The sequence below is a fragment of the Aeromonas sp. 130281 genome (assembly GCF_056642115.1).
The window spans coordinates 22,052-43,094 of the sequence record NZ_JBWVQS010000013.1; the positions used below are offsets into that span (position 1 = coordinate 22,052).

A 21,043-nucleotide genomic window follows, 5' to 3' on the forward strand; every position below is an offset into this window, starting at 1 on the left:
AGATGCAGAGTGAACGGCGACCCGTGACGCCCACCCCCTTCGGTGTGCCGGTCGAAGGCGGCATGATGAGCGATGTGGCCATGGTGCAGCAGGCCTTCGGCGTGAGCCTCTCCTATCAGGACATCGCCTTCAGGGAGCGGCTCGTCGCCTTGCGCGAGCGCTTCCCCCTGCTGGCGGAACTGGAGATGAGGGGGCCTGAATGAATTGCGTTGCCCTGCAAGGGATCCGTGGCGGCGTGGGCACCAGCTCCCTCGTCGCCGGCCTGGCGCTGGCGGCCCGGGAGCAGGGGGCCAGGGTGCTGGCGGTGGATCTGTGCCATGACAACCTGCTTGGCATCCATCTGGGGTTGCCCCATGCCGATGCCAGGGGCTGGAGCCGGATGGCGGATCCGGCCCGGGAGTGGCGCTCGGCACTCTATCACTATGAGGAGGGGCTGGATCTGCTGCCCCATGGCGGCCAGCCGGGGGCATCCGCAGGGGGGTGGCTGCAGGCCCTCGACGGTTATGATCTGGTGCTGCTGGATCTGCCCCTGGGCCCGGTTCCCGCGCTCCCTTGCCGGCTGCTGACCATAGTCAATGCCGATGCCAACTGCCATGTGCGACTCCATCGCCATGCCTGGGCGGCGGGGGAGCGATTGCTGGTGACCCAGTTCAGCAGCCGCCGGGCCCTGCAGCAGGATCTGCTGGATCTCTGGCAGGCGGCCGGCCTGCCCCTGCTCGGCCTGCGGCTGCACCGGGACGAGGCGATGGCCGAAGCCATGGCCGCCAAGCAGCCGGTGGGCCGCTATGCCCCCACCAGCCTGATCGCCCACGAGCTGGCCTCCCTGGCCAGCTGGTGCCTGGGCGCCGGGGGCGACGACCCATGCTAGCCCGGCTGTTGACGCCGACGGCGAGCCTCTGGTGCTCCCAGCGTTACCAGGGGCTGCGCCGCCAGGGCGGCTCCCGGCTGGGATCCGCCGGTCTGACCCTGGTGTGGCTGCTGGCCTGGACCCTGTTCCCCCTGGAGCGCCATGGCTGGCAGTGGGTGCTGAGCCATGCAGAGGGGCTCTATCCCCAGCTGGCTCGGCCCCGGGTCGGGGATCCCCTGCGCATCCTGTTGCAGAGTCTCTGGATCATAGTGCGCCGTCCCAGGCCGATTCCCCTGCGCTGGCCCGCCTCCTGGCAGCGCGCCTGGCAGTGGGGCACCCAGGCCCTCGGCCGCTTCCTGATCCGGCAGGAAGAGAAGGGGCTGGCGGCGGCCAGGGCCACCCCCAGGGAGGCGCGCTGGAAGAGCGTGCTGCTGTGCGCAGTGGCCGGCACCCTCTCCCTGCTCTGCATCACCCAGCCATTCACCCTCGAGGCCCAGCTGGTGTTCGTCATCATGCTGATGGGGATGGCCTTCATCCTGCGCGCCGTGCCGGGCCGCTACCCCATGCTGATGATGATGGTGCTCTCCCTCACCGTCTCCTGCCGCTACATCTGGTGGCGCTACACCTCCACCCTGGACTGGTTCGATCCCGTCAGCCTCACCTGCGGCCTCTTGCTGCTGGCCGCCGAGACCTATGCCTGGATAGTGCTGCTGCTCGGCTACTGGCAGACTGCCTGGCCGCTGAATCGCCCCCCGGCGCCCTTGCCGGCGGATCCGGCACAGTGGCCCAGCGTGGATCTGATGATCCCCACCTACAACGAGGATCTCGCCATCGTCAAGGGTACAGTCTATGCGGCCCTGGCCCTCGACTGGCCCGCCGACAAGCTGACCGTCTGGCTGCTCGATGACGGGGACAGAGCGTCGTTTCGCGCCTTCGCCGAAGAGGCGGGGATCCGCTATGTGGCGCGGCCGACCCACGAGCACGCCAAGGCCGGCAACATCAACTACGCGCTCAGGCAGGCGAGCGGGGATCTGGTCGCCATCTTCGACTGCGATCACCTGCCGACCCGCTCCTTCCTGCAGATGACGGTGGGCTGGTTCTACCGGGATCCCAGGCTGGGGGTGGTGCAGACTCCCCATCACTTCTTCTCCGCCGATCCGTTCGAGCACAACCTGCAGCGGTTTCGCAAGATGCCGAACGAGGGGGCGCTGTTCTACGGCCTGGTACAGGATGGCAACGACATGTGGGACGCCAGCTTCTTCTGCGGCTCCTGCGCCGTCATCAAGCGCTCTGCCCTGGACGAGATCGGCGGCATCGCGGTGGAGACGGTCACCGAGGATGCCCACACCTCGCTGCGGCTGCACCGCCTTGGCTACACCTCCGCCTATATCCGCATCCCCCTGGCGGCGGGGCTGGCTACCGAGAGCCTCTCCGCCCACATAGGGCAGCGTATCCGCTGGGCGCGCGGCATGGTGCAGATCCTGCGGCTGGACAACCCCCTGTTTGGCAAGGGGCTCAACCTGGGGCAGCGGCTCTGCTACTTCAACGCCATGCTGCACTTCCTGTCGGGCATACCGCGCCTCATCTTCCTGACGGCGCCACTCGCCTTCCTGATCCTGCACGCCTACATCATCTATGCCCCGGCGGCGGCCATCGCCCTCTACATGCTGCCGCACATCTTCCACAGCGCCCTGACCAACTCCCGGCTGCAGGGCAAGGTGCGCCACTCCTTCTGGGGGGAGGTCTACGAGACAGTGCTGGCCTGGTACATAGCCAGGCCGACCACGGTGGCGCTGTTTGCCCCCCACAAGGGCAAGTTCAACGTCACCGCCAAGGGGGGCATGACGGAGGAGGTGTATCTGGATCTGTCGGTCTCCAGGCCCTATCTGATCCTGATCCTGCTCAACCTGTGCGGGCTGGGCTTCGGCATCTGGCGCATCTGCACCGGCCCGGCCGACGAGGTGCTGACCCTGATCCTCAGCATGCTGTGGACCCTCTACAACATGACCATACTGGGCGGGGCGCTGGCGGTTGCGTTCGAGTCGCGCCAGGTGCGCACCAACCCCAGGGTGGAGATGGTGATGCCGGCGGCCATCAAGCTGGCCAACGGCCACCTCTACCCCTGCACCGTCAAGGACTACTCCAATGGCGGGGTCGGCGTCCTGCTCGAGGACGCCCTGCCCCTGGCCGACAAGGAGAGGGTCTGGCTGCTGCTGCGCCACGGCCAGCGGGAGCAGGCCTTCGCCGCCAAGGTACAGCGGGTGTTCGGCCGCAAGCTGGGGCTGGAGCTGGAGCCCATGGAGCAGGCCCAGCACATCGCCTTCATCCAGTGCACCTTCGCCCGGGCCGACACCTGGTCCCTGTGGCAGCAGCGCCTGGGCAAGGATCGCCCGCTCCACAGCCTGCTCGACATCACGCTGCTCGGCTGGGGAGCCTACTGGCGCCTGGCGCGCACCTCACCCATCGGCTTTGTTTGTATCCTGCTTGAGAAGCTGGCTCGCTGGCTGCTCTCTTTCGTTCCACGTCGCGTCTCGCCGGATTTCCGGTCCGGGGCTCCGACCACACAGACAGTGAAAGGATGATGAAACCACAACGCTACCTTATCCCTCTCCTGCTGATGACGCAGAGTGCGCTGGCCGCCGAGGCCAGCGGCCCCTTGCCGCCGGTGCCCGCACCGGTGCGCAGTCAGGACCTGAGTTTCGAACAGATGTCCTCCTCTCCGGGCACCCTCTCCCTGCGTGGCAATGCCCCTGACGGTCAGGCGGACTTCACGGTGCGGCGGGACGAGGTGGTCACCCGGGCCAGCCTGGATCTCGACTTCACTCCGTCCCCCTCCTTGCTGCCGCTGCTCTCCCAGATCAAGGTCTACCTCAATGACGAGCTGATGGGGGTCACCGCCCTCACCAAGGAGCAGATGGGGGAGCGTACCCATGCCCGCATCGAGCTGGATCCCCGCTACGCCAAGGACTTCAACCGGATCAAGGTGAGCTTCGTCGGCCACTACCAGAAGGTGTGCGAGAACCCGGCGAGCGATACCCTGTGGCTCAACGTCAACCGGGACAGCAAGCTGAGCCTGCAACTGCAGACCCTGCCGGTGCGCAACGAGCTCTCCTTCTTCCCCATGCCGTTCCTCGACGTGCGGGACAATGGCAAGCTGATCCTGCCCATGGTGTTCAGCGGCGCAGTTCCGCTCCTGCAACAGCAGGCGGCGGCCGTGCTGGCCTCCTGGTTCGGCACCAAGGCCCAGTGGCGGGGCCAGCACTTCCCGGTCCTCATCAACCAGCTGCCGGATCGCAACGGGGTGATCTTCGCCACCAACGACGCCCGTCCCGACTTCCTGGTCGACTACCCCAAGGTGAAGGGGCCCACCATCGACATGATCAGCTCTCCCGACAACCCCTATGTGAAGCTGCTGCTGATCCTGGGACGGGATCAGCAGGATCTGCTGACCGCGGCCAAGGGGCTGGCCCAGGGGGAGGTGCTGCTGCGCGGCCAGAGCGTGCTGGTGGACGAGGTGAAACCCCTGGCCCCGCGCCAGCCTTATGATGCTCCCAACTGGGTGCGGCTCGATCGCAAGATGCGGTTCGACGAGCTGACGGACTATCCGGGCCAGCTGCAGGCGACGGGCAGCCGGCTCTGGCCCATGAGCCTGACGCTGCGGCTGCCGCCGGATCTCTATCTGCTGGGCGCCAATGGCATCAAGGCGGATCTCAAGTACCACAACACGGCACCGATCCAGCGGGATGGCTCCCGCCTGGACGTGGCGGTCAACGGCCAGTTCATGAAGTCGTTCCCGCTCGAGCCGGGTGAGGCCAAGAGCGAGCAGTTGCTCACCCTGCCGCTCTGGTTCGCCGCCGATGACGACGCCACTGTGCTGCGCATGCCCGGGCTCAAGACTACCCAGTCCAACAGCCTGAGCTTCTCGTTTGAATATGCCAGGGAGATGAAGGGGGGCAATGAGAACGGTCGCTGCGATCTGGTGCTGCCCCCCGCCCATCAGGTGCGCATCGACGAGGGCTCCACCATCGACTTCAGCGGCTATCGCCACTTCATCGAGATGCCGAACCTCAAGGCGTTCGCCTATGCGGGCTTCCCGTTCAGCCGGATGGCGGATCTTGCCGACAGTCAGGTGGTCATGCCCGCCAGGGCGCACCCGGCGCAGATCACCACATTGCTCGATGCGGCGGGGGCCATCGGGGCCGAGACCGGTTATCCGGCCCTCTCCCTGCGAGTCCTGGATGACTGGGAGCAGGCCCGCACCGCCGATCTGGATACCCTGCTCATCGGCACCCTGCCCGAGGAGTTTCAGGGGGATCTGGCGCCAGACGCCCTGCTGCAGGCCACCCGCAGCTGGGTCAACGAGCCGACCCGCCAGCATCAGGGGGATCTGCTGCACAGCATGGCCGATCGCCAGCCCCAGGCCAGGGTCGGCATGACGGGCAACCGCGCCATCGCCGTCATCCTGGGCCTGCAGTCACCGACCCACGAACAGCGCAGCCTGGTGGCCCTGCTGGCCGACGGTCCGGCCGGGGTCAGGCTGCTCAACGACACCCTGCAAAACGCCACCCTGCGCGGCCAGGTCGCGGGCTCTGTGGCCATCATCCGTGAGTCCGGGGTGAAGAGCCTGGAGGTCGGGGAGCGTTATGAGGTGGGCTATCTGCCCTGGTGGGAGCGAGTCTGGCAGCTGTTTGCCGAGTACCCGCTGCGCCTCGCCGGACTGACGCTGCTCTGCATGCTGGTGCTGGGCTGGGGCCTGCGGGTGCTGCTGGCCGGTGCCAGCCGTAGCCGCCTGAAGGAAGATTAAGAGATGACTCAGATGAAAAAAGCCTGTGGTGCCCTGCTGCTCTGGGCCCTGTGTACCCTGCCTGCCCTGGCGGCCTGTGACTGGCCGGCGTGGCAGCATTTTCGCCAGCACTACATCAGCGAGGAGGGGAGGGTCATAGACCCGGCCGACGGTCGGCGGATCACCACCTCCGAGGGCCAGAGCTACGGCCTCTTCTTCGCCCTGGTCAACAACGACAGGGAGACCTTCGCCCGCCTGCTCGACTGGACCGAGCGGCGGCTCGCCCGGGGGGATCTGACCGGCTTCCTGCCATCCTGGCTGTGGGGCCTGAAGGAGGATGGCAGCTGGGGCGTGCTGGATGAGAACAGCGCGTCCGACTCGGATCTCTGGATAGCCTACAGCCTGCTCGAGGCGGGGCGCCTGTGGGACAACCACAGCTACGAGTCCATCGGCACCCTGCTGTTGCGGCGCATCGCCCGGGAAGAGGTCGCCACCGTCCCCGGTCTGGGCCCGGTGCTGCTGCCCGGCGCCCACGGCTATACGGGGGAGGGGCGCTGGACCCTGAACCCGAGCTACCTGCCGCCCCAGCTGCTGGCCCGTTTCGCGGCGCTGCAGGGGCCCTGGCGCGAGATGCGCGCACAACTGCCGAGGCTGCTGCAGGAGAGCGCTCCCCGTGGCTTTGCCCCCGACTGGGTGGACTGGCAGGGGGAAAAGGGGTGGCAGGTGACGGCCGACAAGGGGCCCCAGGGCAGCTACGACGCCATCCGCGTCTACCTCTGGCTCGGCATGCTGAACGACGAGGATCCCGCCAAGGGGCCCCTGGTGGCGCACTTCGCCCCCATGCTGGAGAGCACGGCGGCCCTTGGCGTCGTCCCCGAGCGGGTCGACACCCAGAGTGGCCAGACCCAGGGACGGGGACCGGTCGGCTTTGCCGCCGCCCTGCTGCCCCTCTCCCAGGGGCAGCCGATGCTGGCCAGCCTGCGTGAGCAGGTGAAACAGCATGGCGAGCAGGCCGACGCCTATTACGGCAGCGTCCTGACCCTGTTTGGCGCAGGCTGGGATCAGGGCCGCTATCGCTTCGCAGCGGACGGCACCCTGCAGCCAGGCTGGAGCGAGTCATGCCAAGCAGATTGACCCTGGCTTGCCTGCTCGCCTGCCTGATGAGCGGCAACCTGGCGCTGGGGGCGGTGCAGCCGGTGGACTGGCTGCTCGAGCAGGTCAGGATAGGGGAGGCCAGCGGGCGTGAGGATCTCGTCAGCAACAGCCTCTACTCCCTCTCCCTGGTGGAGCCCAATCACCCGGAGCTGCTGGCGGCCCAGGCGCGCCAGGCCCTGCGTCAGGGCAAGATCAGGGAGGCAAAGGCGCTGCTGGCCCGGCTCGGCAAGCTGGCGCCGGACTCCCCGATTTACCGCCAGGGCATGGCCAATCTCGCCCTGAGCGACTCGGCCCAGCGCCAGCAACTGCAACAGGCGCGGCTGCTGACCAATGCCGGCCGGCTGGAGGAGGCCGAGCGCCTCTATCGCTCCCTGTTCGTGGGGGATCTGCCCCCGAATCTCGACGTGGCGGTGGAATATGCCCTGCTGCAGATGCGCATGCCCGCCATGAAGGCGAAGGGCATGGCCTCGCTGGAGAGCCTGAACCGGCAATATCCGGGTGAGCCACGGGTGCGCAGCGGGCTGGCCCGCCACTACCTGGCCGACGGTCGGCGCCAGCAGGCCCTGGGGCTGCTGCGGGAGATGGCGAAGGATGACAACAGCCGCGGGGAGGCGGCGGAGATCTGGCTGGCGGACATCGAGGCCATGCCGGTCGGGCCCCGGAGCATCGACGAGTTGAAGCAATACATAGTCCTCTTCGGTACCGAGATGGAGGCCGACAAGGCCGAGGCGCTGCTCGCCACCCAGGAGGCGCAGTGGGCCTCTCCTGCCTATCGCTCCCGACAGCTGGCACTGGCCCGTACCGCCAGCGGCGGAGCCTCCATAGCCGAACTGCAGCGGGCCCTCGCCGCCAATCCCGGGGATCCCGAACTTATGGGGGCCCTGGGTCAGGCCTATTCCCGCAACGATCAGCGCGCGCTCGCCATCGCCCAGTTCGAGCGGGTGCTGCGCCATCCCGATGTGACCGACAAGGAGAAGTGGGCCAGCCTGCTGGCCACCAACCGCTACTGGCTGCTGGTCAACCAGGGCTCCCAGGCCCTGGAGCAGCAGCAATGGGAGGTGGCGGCGACCCGCTATCGCAGCGCCATCGCCCTGGATGGCAAGGAGCCGGAGGCCTGGCTCGGATTGGGGGACAGCGAGCGGGGTCGTCATCGCGACGGCGAGGCCGAGCTTGCCTATCAGAAGGCCTTCGCCATGCCGGGAGCTCGTGATCGGGCCCTGGCCCGGTTGTTCGATCTCTACAAGGGGCAGGATCCGGCGCGGGCGCTGGCCCTGCTGGATCAACACGGCACCCCGGCCATGCAGGCCGAGGGCAAGCGGCTCAAGGCCGAGCTGTTGCAGGAGCAGGCCGATCAGCTCGACCAGGCCGGCAAGCTGCCCCAGGCCCTGGCCCAGCGCCAGGAGGCGCTGCGGCTGATGCCGGATGATGTCTGGCTGGCCTACCGGGTGGCCACCACCCAGGCCCGACTCGGGGATGTTGCAGGCGGGGAGCGGCTGCTGCGGGGGCGGTTGGCGGCGCAGCCACAGAACGACAGCCTGCGCTACGCCACTGCCCTCTACCTGTCGGGGCAGGATCAGTCGCCCCAGGCCCGCGCCGTGCTGGCCGAGGTGCCGGCCACGCGCTGGTCGGCGGACATGCAGGCGCTGGATCGCCGCCTCGCCCGTGGTGAGCTGCTGGCCAACGCCAGGCAATTGCACCAGCAGGGGGATGAGGCGGGCGCCGAACGCCTGCTGCAGCCGTTACAGCCCGATGACGAGGTGACCCTGATGCTGGCCGAATGGGCCGCGGAGCGCGGGGACGTCACCGGGGCCGAGCGCCATTACCGCGCTGTGCTGGCGCACGCCCCCCAGCACCCCGAGGCCAGGCTCGGCATGGCAGAACTGGCGCAGGCCAGAGGCGATCCGGCAGAGGCTCGCCACTGGCTGCCGGCCTGGCCGGTCAGCCCCTTGCCCCCGGAGGAGTTCAACTACTACCGCCGGGTGGCAAACCTCTATCAGGCGCTGGGAGAGGGGGAGACGGCCCGGGCCATCTTCACCGGCTACGAGCCCCTGGTGTCGACACAGCCAGCCTCCCAGCAGACGGCCCTGTTCTGGCGGGATGCCGCCCGTCAGCGTTTCGCCAACGGCGACGCCGAGGGCGCCCTGGCGCGGGATCGCAAGGGACTGGTGGCGGCGGGCCTGGCCCCCGGGGAGGATCTGGATGGGGGCGCCCTGACCGCGCTTGCCCGCAGCCGCGACGGCGAGGAGTGGCTGGCCTCCGGGCTGCGCGGTGATCTGGACAGTCACTATCGGCAGAGCCAGACCACTGTCTCCCTCGACAGCGACTACTGGGGATCCAGCGGCACCGGCGGCGTCTCCGATCTGCGGGCCCTGACCCAGATGATGCAACTGGACACCCCCCTGGCCGGCGGCACCGCCTTTGGCCGCCTCGAGCTGGTGGACATGGATGCGGGCCAGCTGCCGGCCTCCCCCTATCGGGAGGAGTTCGGCACCTGCGCCGCCCGCGACTGCCGGGGAGGGGAGCACCAGCAGAGCCGGGGCACCACACTGGCGGCGGGCTGGCACAAGGGGGCCTGGGCCTTCGATCTCGGTACCACGCCCCTCGGTTTCGAGGTGGTGGACTGGGTCGGCGGCGCGACGGTCACGGGAGACTGGCGCGAGCTGGGGTGGGGGCTCACCCTCTCCCGGCGGCCCGTCAGCAGCTCGCTGCTCTCCTATGCGGGCACTGTGGATCCGGGGACCGGCATCAGCTGGGGCGGGGTGCGGGCGAACGGGGTTCGCCTCGATCTCAGCCATGATCTGGGAGGGGCCGTCGGCTTCTGGGGCAGTGCCCAGCAACACCTGCTGACGGGCAAGAACGTGCCGGACAACTGGCGCACCCGGCTCATGGGGGGCGGCTACTACAAGCTCATCAACGAGACGAACCGCCGGGCCAGCGTGGGGCTGAGCAGCATGTTGTGGCATTACCAGCAGGATCTGAGCGGCTATACCCTGGGGCAGGGGGGCTATTACAGCCCGCAAGGGTACTTCTCGATCTCGGTGCCGGTCAGCTACCGGCAGCGCACCCCCGACTGGTCATGGGAGCTGGGAGGCTCGGGATCCTGGTCCCGCTCCCGCACCGACGACAGCCGTCGCTACCCCCTGGAAGGCCTGCTGCCCGCCGGTTTGCCGGACAGGAACGAACCGGTGCAGGGGGGCAGCAGCAGCGGCTTCGGCTATACCCTGAATGCCGTGGTGGAGCACCGCCTGACCGAGCACTGGCGCATCGGGGGGCGGATCGACATCCAGCAGGCGGATGACTATGCCCCCAGTCATGCCACCCTCTTCCTGCGCTACACCTTCAAGCCCTGGCAGGGGGATCTCGACATGCCGCCCCGGCCGTTGACCCCCTACGCGGACTTCGACTGACTCCTGCGCCCGGCTTGCCCGGGCGCCCTTATTTCAGGTAGGAGCGCAGCACCCTCACCACCTGATCCAGATCCTCCAGCCGCTCGGCCGGGGTCGCCTCCGGTGCCCCCAGGTGCTCGCGCATATGGCCTTCCAGCACCTCCAGCATCAGGCCGTTGACGGCGCCGCGGATGGCGGCAATCTGCTGCAGGATGGCGGCGCAGTCGGTCTCCTGCTCCAGGGCACTCTCCAGGGCACCGGTCTGTCCCTTGATGCGTCTGACCCTGGCCAGCAGCTTCTTCTTGTCGTGAACCGTGTGTGACATGCAGGATCCTCTCGCACGATAAAACTATACTGGGGTATAGTATATTGCATTGTCGCTCTCAGGAGAAATCCATGTCATCCCTCGCTTCATCCCACTGCCAGCAACCCGTCGTTCATGAAGGGAATCCGCTGGCGGAACAGAAGACCCGCTGGGCTGTGCTGCTCACCCTCGTCATGATGGTAGCGGAGATAGGTGGCGGCTGGTTCTACAACTCCATGGCGCTGCTGGCGGATGGCTGGCACATGAGCTCCCATGCCCTGGCCCTCGGTCTCTCCGTCGTGGCCTATCGCGCCGCCCGCCACTTCGCCCGGGATCACAGATTCAGCTTCGGCACCTGGAAGATAGAGGTGCTGGGAGGCTTCAGCAGCGCCCTGCTGCTGGTGGGGGTGGCGGGCCTGATGCTGTTCGAGTCGGTGGCCCGGCTGCTGGATCCCAGCCCTATCCATTATCAGCAGGCGATCGGCATCGCCACAGTCGGCCTGCTGGTGAACCTGGCCTGCGCCTGGCTGCTCAAGGACGATCACGGCCATCACCACGGTCATGCTCATCATCACGATCATCACGATCATCACCACGGTCACGACCATGATGCTCACTCCCATGCTCACACCCAGGGTCACGGCCATCAGGATCTCAACCTGCGTGCCGCCTACCTCCATGTGCTGGCGGATGCGGCGACCTCTGTGCTGGCCATCCTGGCGCTGGTGGGGGGCATGCTGTGGGGCGCCGACTGGCTGGATCCCCTGATGGGCATGGTGGGGGCCGTGCTGGTGGCGGTCTGGGCCCGGGGGTTGCTGCGGGACACGGGGCGGGTGTTGCTGGATGCGGAGATGGACGCTCCCCTGGTGGCGGAGATCCGCGAGGTGATAGCCGAGCTGCCTGACGCCGAGATCCGCGATCTGCACGTCTGGCGGGTGGGGCAGGTGCAGTATGCGGCCGTGCTCTCCCTGCGGATGGCGGTTCCCATCCCGGCACAGGCGATCCGCGAGCGCCTCGCCATCCACGAGGAGCTGGTGCATCTGACCATAGAGATAGCGCAGGGATGAGGCCGGGCCCCGGGGCCCGGCCTCAGTGTGGCGGGCGCTCGTGTTCCCCCTTGGCCTGATCCTGCCAGAGGGAGCCCAGCATCAACTTGAGCAGCAACCCCGGGGGGTCATCCAGCAGTCGACCGGGTTCCAGCAGCAAGTGACCATCGGCGCGAAAACCCAGGCTGGCGTGGGTCTCTCCCTCGTCATCCAGGATCTGGATGATGCCGACCAGGGTTCCCCGCTCACCGGGCTGACAGCGCAGGCGCAGCTCGCGGGGCTCGCCCAGCAGGGTGAAGGCCCGGCAGAGGGGCGGCGTCTCTTCATAATCGGGCCAGCTGAAGAAGTGATACTGCTCGGCGAGTCCCCCGGCCTGCTGGCAGAACTGGTGGAACAGCTGGGCAATTCCCTGATACTCCTGATCCAGCCGCTTTGCCTGCTCCTCGATCCGTTTCATAGGCCATGGCTCCTTGCTATCCATTTGATCGGAAATTGATTTTTCCGGCATGAACCCCTCTCTTTGCTGGTATGGGCCCAAAGCGGGGGCGAGTCTGTGAGCGCGATCCAATTTTCGTTATGAAAACGTTATCTTGTTGAATCGGGTTGGTTTTTTTTGCCCAGTCGCTCACATTTACAACAATCTCCGCTGATTAATATGGCATCGCTCGGCTACGACCGGGTACCTCGAGTATCGAGACCAACTACAGCGGGAATTATAAAAAAATGGATATGAAAAAGACCAAGGTGGCGCTGGTAACAGCCTCACTGCTCGCGCTTTTGTCAGGCTGTAACGACAACAGTTCTTCACCCTCCACCCCTCCCACCCCCCAGGATGAGCCCGTCGCGCGCCTTCCCAATGTCCAGCCCCCGGCCGAGCTGCTGGTGGCCGGTCCCGACCAGGCCGTGGTCGCCCTGGTGGATACCCAGAGCAGCGCGGCGCGCGGGATCACAGGTCCCTTCGCCAGCCACAGCCTGCACCTGTGGAACAACGACGCCTGCGGCGCAACGTCGGAGGGCGGACTCAACACAGGCTGGGATGACGTCAGCAAGACCCCGGCGGCGGCGGACAGCTTCGGCCCGGCCTGGGTGGTGCCGCTGGCCAAGATGGAGGGCTGCATCAACTTCATCGCCCGCAACGGCGATCTGGCGAACCTGACCGGCAGCGACATGAAGGTGATCTTCAGCGATCACCCGGATCGCACCGTGGCCATAGTCGCGGGCAAGAACGAGATCTTCGGCAGCCGTGCCGAGGCCTTCACCGCCGCCTTCGGCGTGGCGGGGGCCAGTGCCCACCTCATCGACGGCAACACCCTGATCTGGCAAGGGGGCAAGGACAAGCCCTATGTGCGCCTCTACTACACAGAGTCCGGCACCATCACCGCCAACAGCGATGGGGTATTCGATTTCCCCTACCTCAAGCTGACCCCGACCAGCCTCAGTGCCGAGCAGCAGGCCAAGTACCCGCACCTCAAGGATGCGGCCGCCTTCGCCCTGCCCGCCGGTAAAGATCTCAAGCCCCTGCTCAAGGGTGAGCTGGTGGCCATCGGCACCGATGCGGACGGCATCCTGCAGGGGGCCACCCTGGTGCAGAGCGCCGGGGCCCTCGATGCCCTCTACGCCGAGGCTGCCACCAAGCTGGCCTACGGCGCCGTGGTGGAGGGGGGCAATGTCACCTTCCGGCTCTGGGCACCGACCGCAAGGTCGGTCAAGCTGGCACTGTTTGACGAGCAGCACAACTCCCTCGGCGAGCGCGCCATGACACAGGATGAGGCCAGCGGCAGCTGGAGCCTGCAGGGGGGCGGCGACCTGGTGGGCAAGTACTATCGCTATGCCGTCGAGGTCTATCACCCGGTCAGTCGCAAGCTGGAATCCTACCAGGTGACCGATCCCTACTCCCTGAGCCTGGCCATGAACTCCGAGTTCAGTCAGGTGGTGGATCTCGATGATCCTGCCCTCAAGCCCGAGGGCTGGGACAGCCTCAAGGCCCCCCACAGCCAGGCCAATCCCGCCGACATCACCATCTATGAGGCCCATGTCCGGGATCTGACCGGCAACGACGACTCCACCCCGGCCGAGCACCGCGGCAAGTTCCTGGGGCTGACCGACACGGACAGCGTCCCCGTCACCCACCTGAAATCCCTGGCCAAGAGCGGCGTCAGCCACCTGCACCTGCTGCCGGTGTTCGACATCGCCACCGTCAACGAGGATCCGGCCAAGGTGGCCAACATAAGCGACGACTTCAGCAAGCTGTGCGAGGTCAATGCCGAGGTCAAGAACTCCAGGTTTGCCAGCCACTGCGGCGGCGGCCAGACCATAGCGTCCGTGCTGGAAGATCTGCAGGCCAGCGACAGCAAGGAGAACCCGGTAGTGCAGGAGCTGTACGGCTATCTGCGCGGCGTCGACTCCTTCAACTGGGGCTACGACCCCTACCACTACACAGCGCCGGAAGGCTCCTACGCCACCAATGCGGAGGGGACGGTCCGGATCAAGGAGTTCCGCGAGATGGTCAAGGCCATCAAGCAGAACATCGGCATGAACGTGGTGATGGACGTGGTCTACAACCACACCAACGAGGCGGGTCTCGGCCCCAAATCCGTGCTCGACAAGATAGTGCCCTGGTACTACCAGCGCCTCAATCCGGAGACCGGCTCGGTGGAGAACTCCACCTGCTGCTCCAACACGGCGCCGGAACACGCCATGTTCGCCAAGCTGATGGATGACTCCCTGGTCACCTGGGCGCGGGACTACAAGATCGATGCCTTCCGCTTCGATCTCATGGGCCACCACCCGAAAGATCAGATGGTGCAGGCCCTGGCCGAGGTGAAGAAGGTCAATCCGGACATGTACTTCTACGGCGAGGGGTGGAACTTCGGCGAAGTGCAGGATGACAAGCGCTTCGTGCAGGCGACCCAGAAGCACCTGGCCGGCACCGGCATCGGCTCCTTCTCCGACCGGCTGCGGGATGCGGTGCGCGGCGGCAGCCCGTTCGACGGCGGCGACGCCATCCGCAAGACCCAGGGCTTCGGCAACGGCGCCTTCGTGGATGTCAACGAGGTGGACGGCGTCGATCTCGCCACCGCCCTGCATCAGTCCGACCTGGTGCGCCTCGGCATGGCGGGCAACCTCAAGGAGTTCGTGCTGACCGACAAGGACGGCGTGCCGAAGAAGGGGGCCGACATCGACTACAACGGTCAACCGGCGGGCTATGCCCAGGATCCGACCGAAGTGCAGAACTACGTCGACAAGCACGACAACCAGACCCTGTTCGACAACCTGGTCTACAAGGCGCCAGCAGGAGCCGATCTGGTGCGGATGCAGGGGGTGTCGCTGGCCACCGCCATGCTGGGGCAGGGGATCCCCTTCACCCACGCCGGGGTCGAACTGCTGCGCTCCAAGTCCATGGAGCGGGACAGCTACGACTCGGGTGACTGGTATAACCGCGTCGACTACAGCCTGGGGGACAACAACTTCGACAAGGGCTTGCCGCGCAAGGACAAGGACGAGGCCAACTACGCGCTGATCGAGCAGGTGCTCGGCCAGCACGCCAAGCCGGGCTCGGCCGAGATGGTGCAGATGGTGAGCTTCTACCAGGAGCTCTCCGAGCTGCGTCAATCCTCCCGTCTGCTGCGCCTTGGCAGCGGGTCCGAGGTGATCAAGCGGGTCGACTTCCGCAACACCGGGCCTGAGCAGATCCCGGGCCTCATCGTGATGAGCGTGGATGATGGCAGCAAGGCCGGTGCGGATCTGGATCCCGCCATCGACGGTCTGGTGGTGATGATCAACGCCACCAATGCCCCCCAGAGCATCGGCGACTTCCGTGACGGCGACGATCAGCCCATCGATCTCTCCGGCATGGTGCTGAGCGGGAAACATCGCGGGGTCGACAGCATCGCCAGTGGCGCCGCCTACGACAACGGCCAGCTGACGCTGGGAGCCTGGTCTGCCGCCGTCTTCGTCAAGCCGCAGAGTGGCGCCCAGGGCGCGGGCCTGCCGGTGGGCAAGAAGACGGATCTGAGCACATTGCCACCCTTCGGTGACACCGCGCTCTTCATGAAGGGCTTCCTGGACACCAGCTTCGGGGACAAGAACCCGCTGACCTTCACCAGCAACTTCATGTACGAGTTCAGCGCCGACGTGACGACGGATCAGCTTGGCAACACAGAGCTGAAGGTGGCCGACGCAGGCTGGACCATCAACTACGGCAGCTGCAACGCCGGTGACAAGCTCGTGGTGGGCACGCCGCTGACCCTTTGCAAGGGTGGGGATACCGGCAATATCGGGCTGGATCTGGCCAAGGCGGGCACCTACAAGTTCGTGTTTACCGCCATGAACAAGGAGAAGCCCACCCTGAGCGTCAGCTACACCGAGCCGGTGCAGAGCTGCAAGGTGCTGGATACGGTGGCGGGCAACCCGCTGGGCTTCCCGCTCTATGTTCGCGGCAGCCTGAGCGACTGGAACGCGCAACCGGCTTACCAGCTGAGCTACAAGGGGATGGAGGGCAACCTCGCCATCTATCAGGCCGCCTTCAACTACGCGGGCAGCTTTGACTTCAAGTTTGCCAACGATGACGGCAACTGGAGCAAGCAGTTCTTCGTCAAGGATGCCGGTGGCACCCTGATTGCCCTGGAGCCAGAGCAGTCCTATCCGCTGCAGCACGGCGATGGCGGCATGGGCAACAACAGCATGACCCTGTCCCAGGGTCTGTGGAGCTTCCTGGTCAAGGTCGATCCGACCAAGGCCTCGGGCGAGGTGGGCACCGTCATAGTCCAGGAGTGCACACCCAAGTAAGCCTTCCTATCGAGCCCGGGACTGACTCGGCAGCCCAGGGTTGAATTCCACCTCGCCAAGGGTGGGATAAGCCGAGAGAGTAAGCAAAGCGCGACTGCCGACCGGCAGCTGCGCTTTTTCTCTGTCGCCGTTGGGGGGCGGGCAATAAAAAGCCGTCCCGCTGGGGACGGCCGTTTGCTGTGCCGTTAACGGCTGGCTTAGCGCTTGCGCAGCAGGCGCAGGGCGTTGGCGGTGACCAGGGCGGTGGCGCCGGTGTCCGCCAGCACGGCAATCCACAGGCCCGTGATGCCGAGCAGGCTGGTGACCAGGAAGATGGCCTTCAGTCCCAGCGCCAGGGCGATATTCTGGTGGATGTTGGCGAGCGCCGCGCGGGAGAGCCGGATCATGGCGGCGACCCCGCCGAGCTGGTTGTGGGTCAGGGCCGCGTCGGCTGTCTCCAGCGCCACGTCGGTGCCGCCCCCCATGGCGATGCCGATGCTGGCCCGCTTCATGGCGGGGGCGTCGTTGATGCCATCCCCTATCATGGCCACCTTGCGGCTGCTGGCGAGCAGGCTTATCTCCTCCACCTTGCCTTCCGGCAGCAGGCCGGCGCGCCAGCCCATGCCGAGTTCGTTGGCAATCGCCTCGGCGGCACGGGGGTTGTCCCCGGTCAGCATGATGCTCTGCAGTCCGAGCTGGTTGAGCTCTTGCAGTGCCGCAGCCGCGTCCGGCCGGATCTGATCCCGCAGCGCCAGCAGGGCACTGGGCGTCTCCCCCATCCGGCAGAGCAGGATCACCGTCTTGCCCTGGCGCTCCAGGGCGGCGATCTGTGCCTCGAGCGCCTCGTCCACAGAGGAGACCCGACTCGGGGCCAGCAGTTGCCAGAGGGCGCCGTCGATGCGCCCCTCCACTCCCATGCCGGGGTGGGCACGCAGATCCCGGGCGTTGGCCAGGGTCAGCCCCTGCTCGCTCGCGGCAGCTACCACGGCGCGGGCCAGGGGGTGGTGGGAACCCTGCTCTATGGCGGCGGCCAGCGCCAGCAGTTCGCCTTCCGGTCGGCCATTGAGGCTGACAAGCTCGGTCAGCTGCGGCTTGCCCAGGGTCAGGGTGCCTGTCTTGTCAAAGGCCACGGTATCGATCTGGGCCAGCCGCTCCAGGGCCGCCCCGCCCTTGATCAGGGCCCCCTGCCGGGTGGCAGCGGCCAGCGCCGAGGTGACCGCCGCCGGGGTGGAGATGACCAAAGCGCAGGGGCAGCCGATGAGCAGCAGCGCCAGGGCGCGGTAGATCCACTCGTCCCAGCCCTGGCCGAAGGCGAGCGGCGGGACCAGCATCACCAGCAGGGCGACCAGCATCATGGCCGGGGTGTACCAGCGGCTGAAGCGGTCGATGAAGCGCTCTATGGGGGCGCGCTGGCTCTCGGCCTCCTCGATGAGGTGCAGGATGCGGTCGATGGCGTTGTTGCCGGGCTCGGAGACCACCTCGAGGCGCAGCACCCGATCCGCCGCCAGACTGCCGGCCGGCACCTTGTCCCCCTGACGGCGCTCCACCGGGATGGACTCGCCGGTCAGGGCGCTCTCGTCAAAGGCGCCGAGGGGGTCGAGCAGGCGGGCATCTGCGGGCAGGCGGGCGCCCGGGGCGATTTCGATGATGTCGCCGGGGCGCAGCATCTCGGCGGCCACCTCTTCCCGTACGTCACCTTCTACTGTGGTACGAATGCGCAGCGCCTGGTCGGGCACCAGGGCCATCAGGGCGGTGACCCCGGCGCGGGCACGGCCGGCGGCATAGGCTTCCAGGTGTTCCCCCAGCATGAAGAGCAGCAGCACCATGGCCGCCTCGGCGGTCTCCCCGAGGAAGAGGGCGCCGAGCGCCGCCACCGTCATCAGGGTCTCGATGGCGAAGGGAGAGCCGCTCTTGGTCAATGCCCAGGCCTTGCGGGCGACGGGCCAGAGCCCCCAGAGGGTGGCCAGGGTAAAGAGCGGCTGGCCGAGCTGGGCCGGCAGCAGGGCGGCCACCCCCATCAGGGCGGCCAAGGAGAGGGGCTGCCAATACTTGCCAAGGAGCGTCATCAGGGGGCTGAGCCGTTTGTCATCGCGCTCTGTCGCCTGAGTGCTGCCCTTGAGCCGGAAGCCTGCGGCCAGCACGGCGGCGGTGACGGGGTCGGGGGAGAGGCCGGGGGCGAGATCCACCACCAGCTTCTCGGTGGCAAACAGCACGCGAGCCTGGGTAACACCCTCGACACGGTTGACGGCCGTCTCTATCTTGCGAGCGCAGCTGGGGCAGTCCATCCCCAGCACCTGCCAGCTGTGGCGGCGACTGTCGCGGGTCGGGGCGGGCAGGGGGCCCTCGGCCGCCGCGCCATGGGCGCGGTGTTCATGGTCGTGCGAATGGGAGGGCTTGGCTCCGGCGTCATGGCCCCTGGGGGGGTCTTCATCCCCGGGCCCCTCGTCGACCCCGTGCGCCTGGTGATCCTGGGGCGCCGGGCTGGCGCAACAACTGGCAGAGGCGACCTTGTCGCAGCAGTGGCTGTCGTGCCCGTGCTCGTGTTGATGGGGGGCGGCCTTGCCGATGGCCTTGATGGGGGCGGCATGGGAATGGCTGCAGCAGGATTTGCTCATGATGAGTCCCTCTTGAGTGGATCCCGCCCCTGCGGGATCGCCTATGTCTGAACCCAGTGTAAACCTTGGTGTTAAGTCCAAGGTCAAGACCTTCTCTTTCCCGCCTCGGCGGGGCGGACGAGACAGGATGGCAACAAATCCCTCTTGTTAGCGGGTGTTTGTCCCCTGCCGCTGGGCCTATACTGGGAACCCTGGATCCCCCATCGATAATCAAGGACCTAACATGAGCAATACCGTCACCCTGCAAGGCAACCCCGTCTCCGTCTCCGGCCACTTCCCCGTTGCCGGTGAGCAGGCCAAGCCCTTCTCCCTGGTTGCTGGCGATCTGTCCGATGCGACCCTGGCGACCTTCGCCGGCAAGCGCAAGATCCTGAACATCTTCCCGAGCGTCGACACCCCGACCTGCGCCACCTCGGTGCGCAAGTTCAACGAGCAGGCCAGCGCCCTGAACAACACTGTGGTGCTGTGCATCTCCGCGGATCTGCCGTTCGCCCAGGCCCGTTTCTGCGGCGCCGAGGGTCTGGACAAGGTGGTGAACCTCTCCACCCTGCGTGGCGTCTCCTTCCTGCAGGACTACGGCGTGGCCTTCTCCTCCGGCCCCCTGGTAGGCCTGGCTGCCCGTGCCATCGTGGTGTTGGATGAGCACGACAAGGTGCTGCACAGCGAACTGGTGGCCGAAGTGGCCGACGAGCCGAACTACGCCGCCGCCCTGGCCGCCCTGTAAGTTTCGTCTTGCACTGATTGCCGACGGCCTGCCGATGCAGGCCGTTTTTATTGCGGGCGCAGTGACCCCCAAGGTTGAGGTGATCAGACTCGCCGGCCCATATCCCCCTGCTTCTTCTCACCGGCCTTTTACTTATGGGGTCAGGCTGGCTAGACTTCGCCTCCCACTTCTTCCTGCCGCGTAGCCCCATGACCTTTAACGAACTCCACCTCGATCCCGCTCTGCTGGCCGCCTTGCCTGCCGAGCTGCACACCCCGACCCGCATCCAGCAACTCGCCATTCCGGCGGCATTGGCGGGCCAGGATCTGCTGGCCCTGGCCCGGACCGGCAGCGGCAAGACACTGGCATTCGGCCTGCCACTGCTGCAGGGGCTGGACGCGGCATCCGACCGGGTGCAGGGGCTGGTGCTGGTGCCGACCCGGGAGCTGGCGACCCAGGTGAGCGCGGCGCTGCAAGGGATGGCCGAGGCGCTGGGGTCGCGTGTCCTGACCCTGTGCGGCGGGGTGGCCCAGGAGCAGCAACAGGCCGAGCTGGCCCTGGGGCCGCAACTGCTGGTGGCGACCCCGGGGCGACTGCGGGACTTGCTGGCCCAGCGGCTGCTGGGACTGAGCCACCTGCGCACCCTGGTGCTGGATGAGGCGGATCGCCTGCTTGAGATGGGCTTCTGGCCCGATATCCAGTGGCTGATGAATGCCATGCCGACCGAGCGGCAGACCCTGCTCTTCTCCGCCACCCTGCCCCCCGAGCTCGAGACCCTGGCCATCGGCCTGCTGAACGCGCCGGTGCGGGTGGAGGCGGATCCTCGCAACAGCGTGGCCGACGACATCGAGGAGCGGCTCCATCTGGTCAACAAGAGCAGCAAGGTGCCTGCGCTCATCAGCCTGCTCAAGGGGCAGGCGTGGTCCCAGGTGCTGGTGTTTATCAGCGCCAGGGACGATGCCGACGCCGTGGCCAGAAAACTCGCCAAGGCGGGGATCGCGGTGGCGGCCCTGCACGGCGAGAAGGATCAAGGGGCGCGGGAGCAGGCGCTTGCCGATTTCAAGGGGGGCAAGGTGCGGGTGCTGGTGGCCACGGATCTGATGGCGCGGGGCATCCACGTGGAGGCGCTGCCGGTGGTGATCAACCTGGATCTGCCTGCCAATGCCCCCGTCTATGTGCACCGCATCGGTCGCACCGCCCGTGCCGGGCAGAAAGGCCTCGCCCTCTCCCTGGTCTGCCACGGGGAGGCCGAGACGCTTGCGGCGATCCGTACCCTGACCGGTCGCGCGCTGCCGCTGGAGGAGCTTGAGGGCTTCCCGGTCACCGACCAGCCTGCGAGCGGGGAGGGCAAGCGGGCCCCCCGGGACAAGCAGGCCAACCGCCGCACCCAGGCCAAGCGCAGCGTCAAGCAGTTCAAGGGTAAGGCCTGACGCAACC

General features: G+C 67.0%; 13 protein-coding genes. 10 read left to right on the forward strand and 3 right to left on the reverse strand.

Annotated features, from left to right (window positions below):
* The first annotated feature begins 2 nt into the window (after window positions 1-2).
* From bcsR to bcsC, 6 genes are read left to right on the forward strand one after another with little or no spacing between them, the layout of a single operon-like run.
* The gene (bcsR, locus tag AC1IN8_RS20160; RefSeq protein WP_041998134.1) at window positions 3-203 is read left to right on the forward strand and encodes a cellulose biosynthesis protein BcsR; all 201 of its coding nucleotides are present in this window, start codon (window positions 3-5) and stop codon (window positions 201-203) included.
* Window positions 200-868, forward strand: a complete 669-nt coding sequence (bcsQ, locus tag AC1IN8_RS20165) for a cellulose biosynthesis protein BcsQ (RefSeq protein WP_479760359.1) — start codon at window positions 200-202, stop codon at window positions 866-868. Before bcsR ends, bcsQ begins: the two co-directional genes overlap by 4 nt.
* Window positions 862-3,429 carry a UDP-forming cellulose synthase catalytic subunit gene (gene bcsA / locus AC1IN8_RS20170; protein ID WP_342058991.1) on the forward strand — a complete coding sequence of 856 codons (2,568 nt, stop codon included), beginning with the start codon at window positions 862-864 and terminating at the stop codon, window positions 3,427-3,429. The genes bcsQ and bcsA overlap by 7 nt, the downstream gene beginning before the upstream one ends.
* Window positions 3,429-5,651 (forward strand): cellulose biosynthesis cyclic di-GMP-binding regulatory protein BcsB, encoded by a 2,223-nt coding sequence (gene bcsB / locus AC1IN8_RS20175; RefSeq protein WP_479760361.1) that lies wholly within the window; start codon window positions 3,429-3,431, stop codon window positions 5,649-5,651. Before bcsA ends, bcsB begins: the two co-directional genes overlap by 1 nt.
* Before the next feature lie 3 nt (window positions 5,652-5,654).
* Entirely contained in the window at window positions 5,655-6,764 is a 1,110-nt protein-coding gene (gene bcsZ / locus AC1IN8_RS20180; RefSeq protein WP_479760363.1) for a cellulose synthase complex periplasmic endoglucanase BcsZ, read from the forward strand.
* Entirely contained in the window at window positions 6,749-10,192 is a 3,444-nt protein-coding gene (gene bcsC / locus AC1IN8_RS20185; protein ID WP_479760365.1) for a cellulose synthase complex outer membrane protein BcsC, read from the forward strand. The genes bcsZ and bcsC overlap by 16 nt, the downstream gene beginning before the upstream one ends.
* Before the next feature lie 28 nt (window positions 10,193-10,220).
* Here bcsC and AC1IN8_RS20190 read toward each other — a convergent pair whose 3' ends face one another.
* Complete coding sequence (locus AC1IN8_RS20190; protein WP_106884936.1) at window positions 10,221-10,496, reverse strand: metal/formaldehyde-sensitive transcriptional repressor; 276 nt, start codon at window positions 10,494-10,496, stop codon at window positions 10,221-10,223.
* Window positions 10,497-10,567: 71 nt separating this feature from the next.
* Here AC1IN8_RS20190 and dmeF point away from each other — a divergent pair, with 71 nt between their 5' ends.
* Complete coding sequence (gene dmeF, locus AC1IN8_RS20195; protein WP_479760367.1) at window positions 10,568-11,542, forward strand: CDF family Co(II)/Ni(II) efflux transporter DmeF; 975 nt, start codon at window positions 10,568-10,570, stop codon at window positions 11,540-11,542.
* Between the two features lie 22 nt (window positions 11,543-11,564).
* Here the strand turns inward: dmeF and AC1IN8_RS20200 are convergent, their stop codons facing one another.
* Window positions 11,565-11,978: a hypothetical protein gene (locus AC1IN8_RS20200; protein WP_319918065.1), complete on the reverse strand. Its 414-nt coding sequence runs from the start codon at window positions 11,976-11,978 to the stop codon at window positions 11,565-11,567.
* Window positions 11,979-12,244: 266 nt separating this feature from the next.
* Here AC1IN8_RS20200 and pulA point away from each other — a divergent pair, with 266 nt between their 5' ends.
* A complete protein-coding gene (gene pulA, locus AC1IN8_RS20205) occupies window positions 12,245-16,309 on the forward strand; it encodes a pullulanase-type alpha-1,6-glucosidase (protein WP_479760369.1) in 4,065 nt (1,354 codons plus the stop codon).
* Window positions 16,310-16,506: 197 nt separating this feature from the next.
* Here the strand turns inward: pulA and AC1IN8_RS20210 are convergent, their stop codons facing one another.
* Window positions 16,507-18,903, reverse strand: coding sequence for a zinc/cadmium/mercury/lead-transporting ATPase (locus tag AC1IN8_RS20210; protein ID WP_479760371.1), 2,397 nt, complete (start codon window positions 18,901-18,903; stop codon window positions 16,507-16,509).
* Between the two features lie 223 nt (window positions 18,904-19,126).
* Between AC1IN8_RS20210 and tpx the strand changes: the two genes are divergently transcribed.
* Both tpx and AC1IN8_RS20220 read left to right on the forward strand, forming a co-directional pair.
* On the forward strand, window positions 19,127-19,627 hold the full coding sequence (gene tpx / locus AC1IN8_RS20215; protein WP_025325781.1) for a thiol peroxidase: 501 nt from the start codon (window positions 19,127-19,129) through the stop codon (window positions 19,625-19,627).
* A gap of 188 nt (window positions 19,628-19,815) precedes the next feature.
* The gene (locus tag AC1IN8_RS20220; protein WP_479760373.1) at window positions 19,816-21,036 is read left to right on the forward strand and encodes a DEAD/DEAH box helicase; all 1,221 of its coding nucleotides are present in this window, start codon (window positions 19,816-19,818) and stop codon (window positions 21,034-21,036) included.
* Window positions 21,037-21,043 lie beyond the last annotated feature (7 nt).

What these genes read in the sequence shown, in the direction of transcription:
- bcsR (WP_041998134.1), top strand. Translation starts at nt 3, where the DNA reads ATGCAGAGTGAACGGCGACCCGTGACGCCCACCCCCTTCGGTGTGCCG.
- bcsQ (WP_479760359.1), top strand. Translation starts at nt 200, where the DNA reads ATGAATTGCGTTGCCCTGCAAGGGATCCGTGGCGGCGTGGGCACCAGC.
- bcsA (WP_342058991.1), top strand. Translation starts at nt 862, where the DNA reads ATGCTAGCCCGGCTGTTGACGCCGACGGCGAGCCTCTGGTGCTCCCAG.
- bcsB (WP_479760361.1), top strand. Translation starts at nt 3,429, where the DNA reads ATGAAACCACAACGCTACCTTATCCCTCTCCTGCTGATGACGCAGAGT.
- bcsZ (WP_479760363.1), top strand. Translation starts at nt 5,655, where the DNA reads ATGACTCAGATGAAAAAAGCCTGTGGTGCCCTGCTGCTCTGGGCCCTG.
- bcsC (WP_479760365.1), top strand. Translation starts at nt 6,749, where the DNA reads ATGCCAAGCAGATTGACCCTGGCTTGCCTGCTCGCCTGCCTGATGAGC.
- AC1IN8_RS20190 (WP_106884936.1), bottom strand. Translation starts at nt 10,496, where the DNA reads ATGTCACACACGGTTCACGACAAGAAGAAGCTGCTGGCCAGGGTCAGA.
- dmeF (WP_479760367.1), top strand. Translation starts at nt 10,568, where the DNA reads ATGTCATCCCTCGCTTCATCCCACTGCCAGCAACCCGTCGTTCATGAA.
- AC1IN8_RS20200 (WP_319918065.1), bottom strand. Translation starts at nt 11,978, where the DNA reads ATGAAACGGATCGAGGAGCAGGCAAAGCGGCTGGATCAGGAGTATCAG.
- pulA (WP_479760369.1), top strand. Translation starts at nt 12,245, where the DNA reads ATGGATATGAAAAAGACCAAGGTGGCGCTGGTAACAGCCTCACTGCTC.
- AC1IN8_RS20210 (WP_479760371.1), bottom strand. Translation starts at nt 18,903, where the DNA reads ATGAGCAAATCCTGCTGCAGCCATTCCCATGCCGCCCCCATCAAGGCC.
- tpx (WP_025325781.1), top strand. Translation starts at nt 19,127, where the DNA reads ATGAGCAATACCGTCACCCTGCAAGGCAACCCCGTCTCCGTCTCCGGC.
- AC1IN8_RS20220 (WP_479760373.1), top strand. Translation starts at nt 19,816, where the DNA reads ATGACCTTTAACGAACTCCACCTCGATCCCGCTCTGCTGGCCGCCTTG.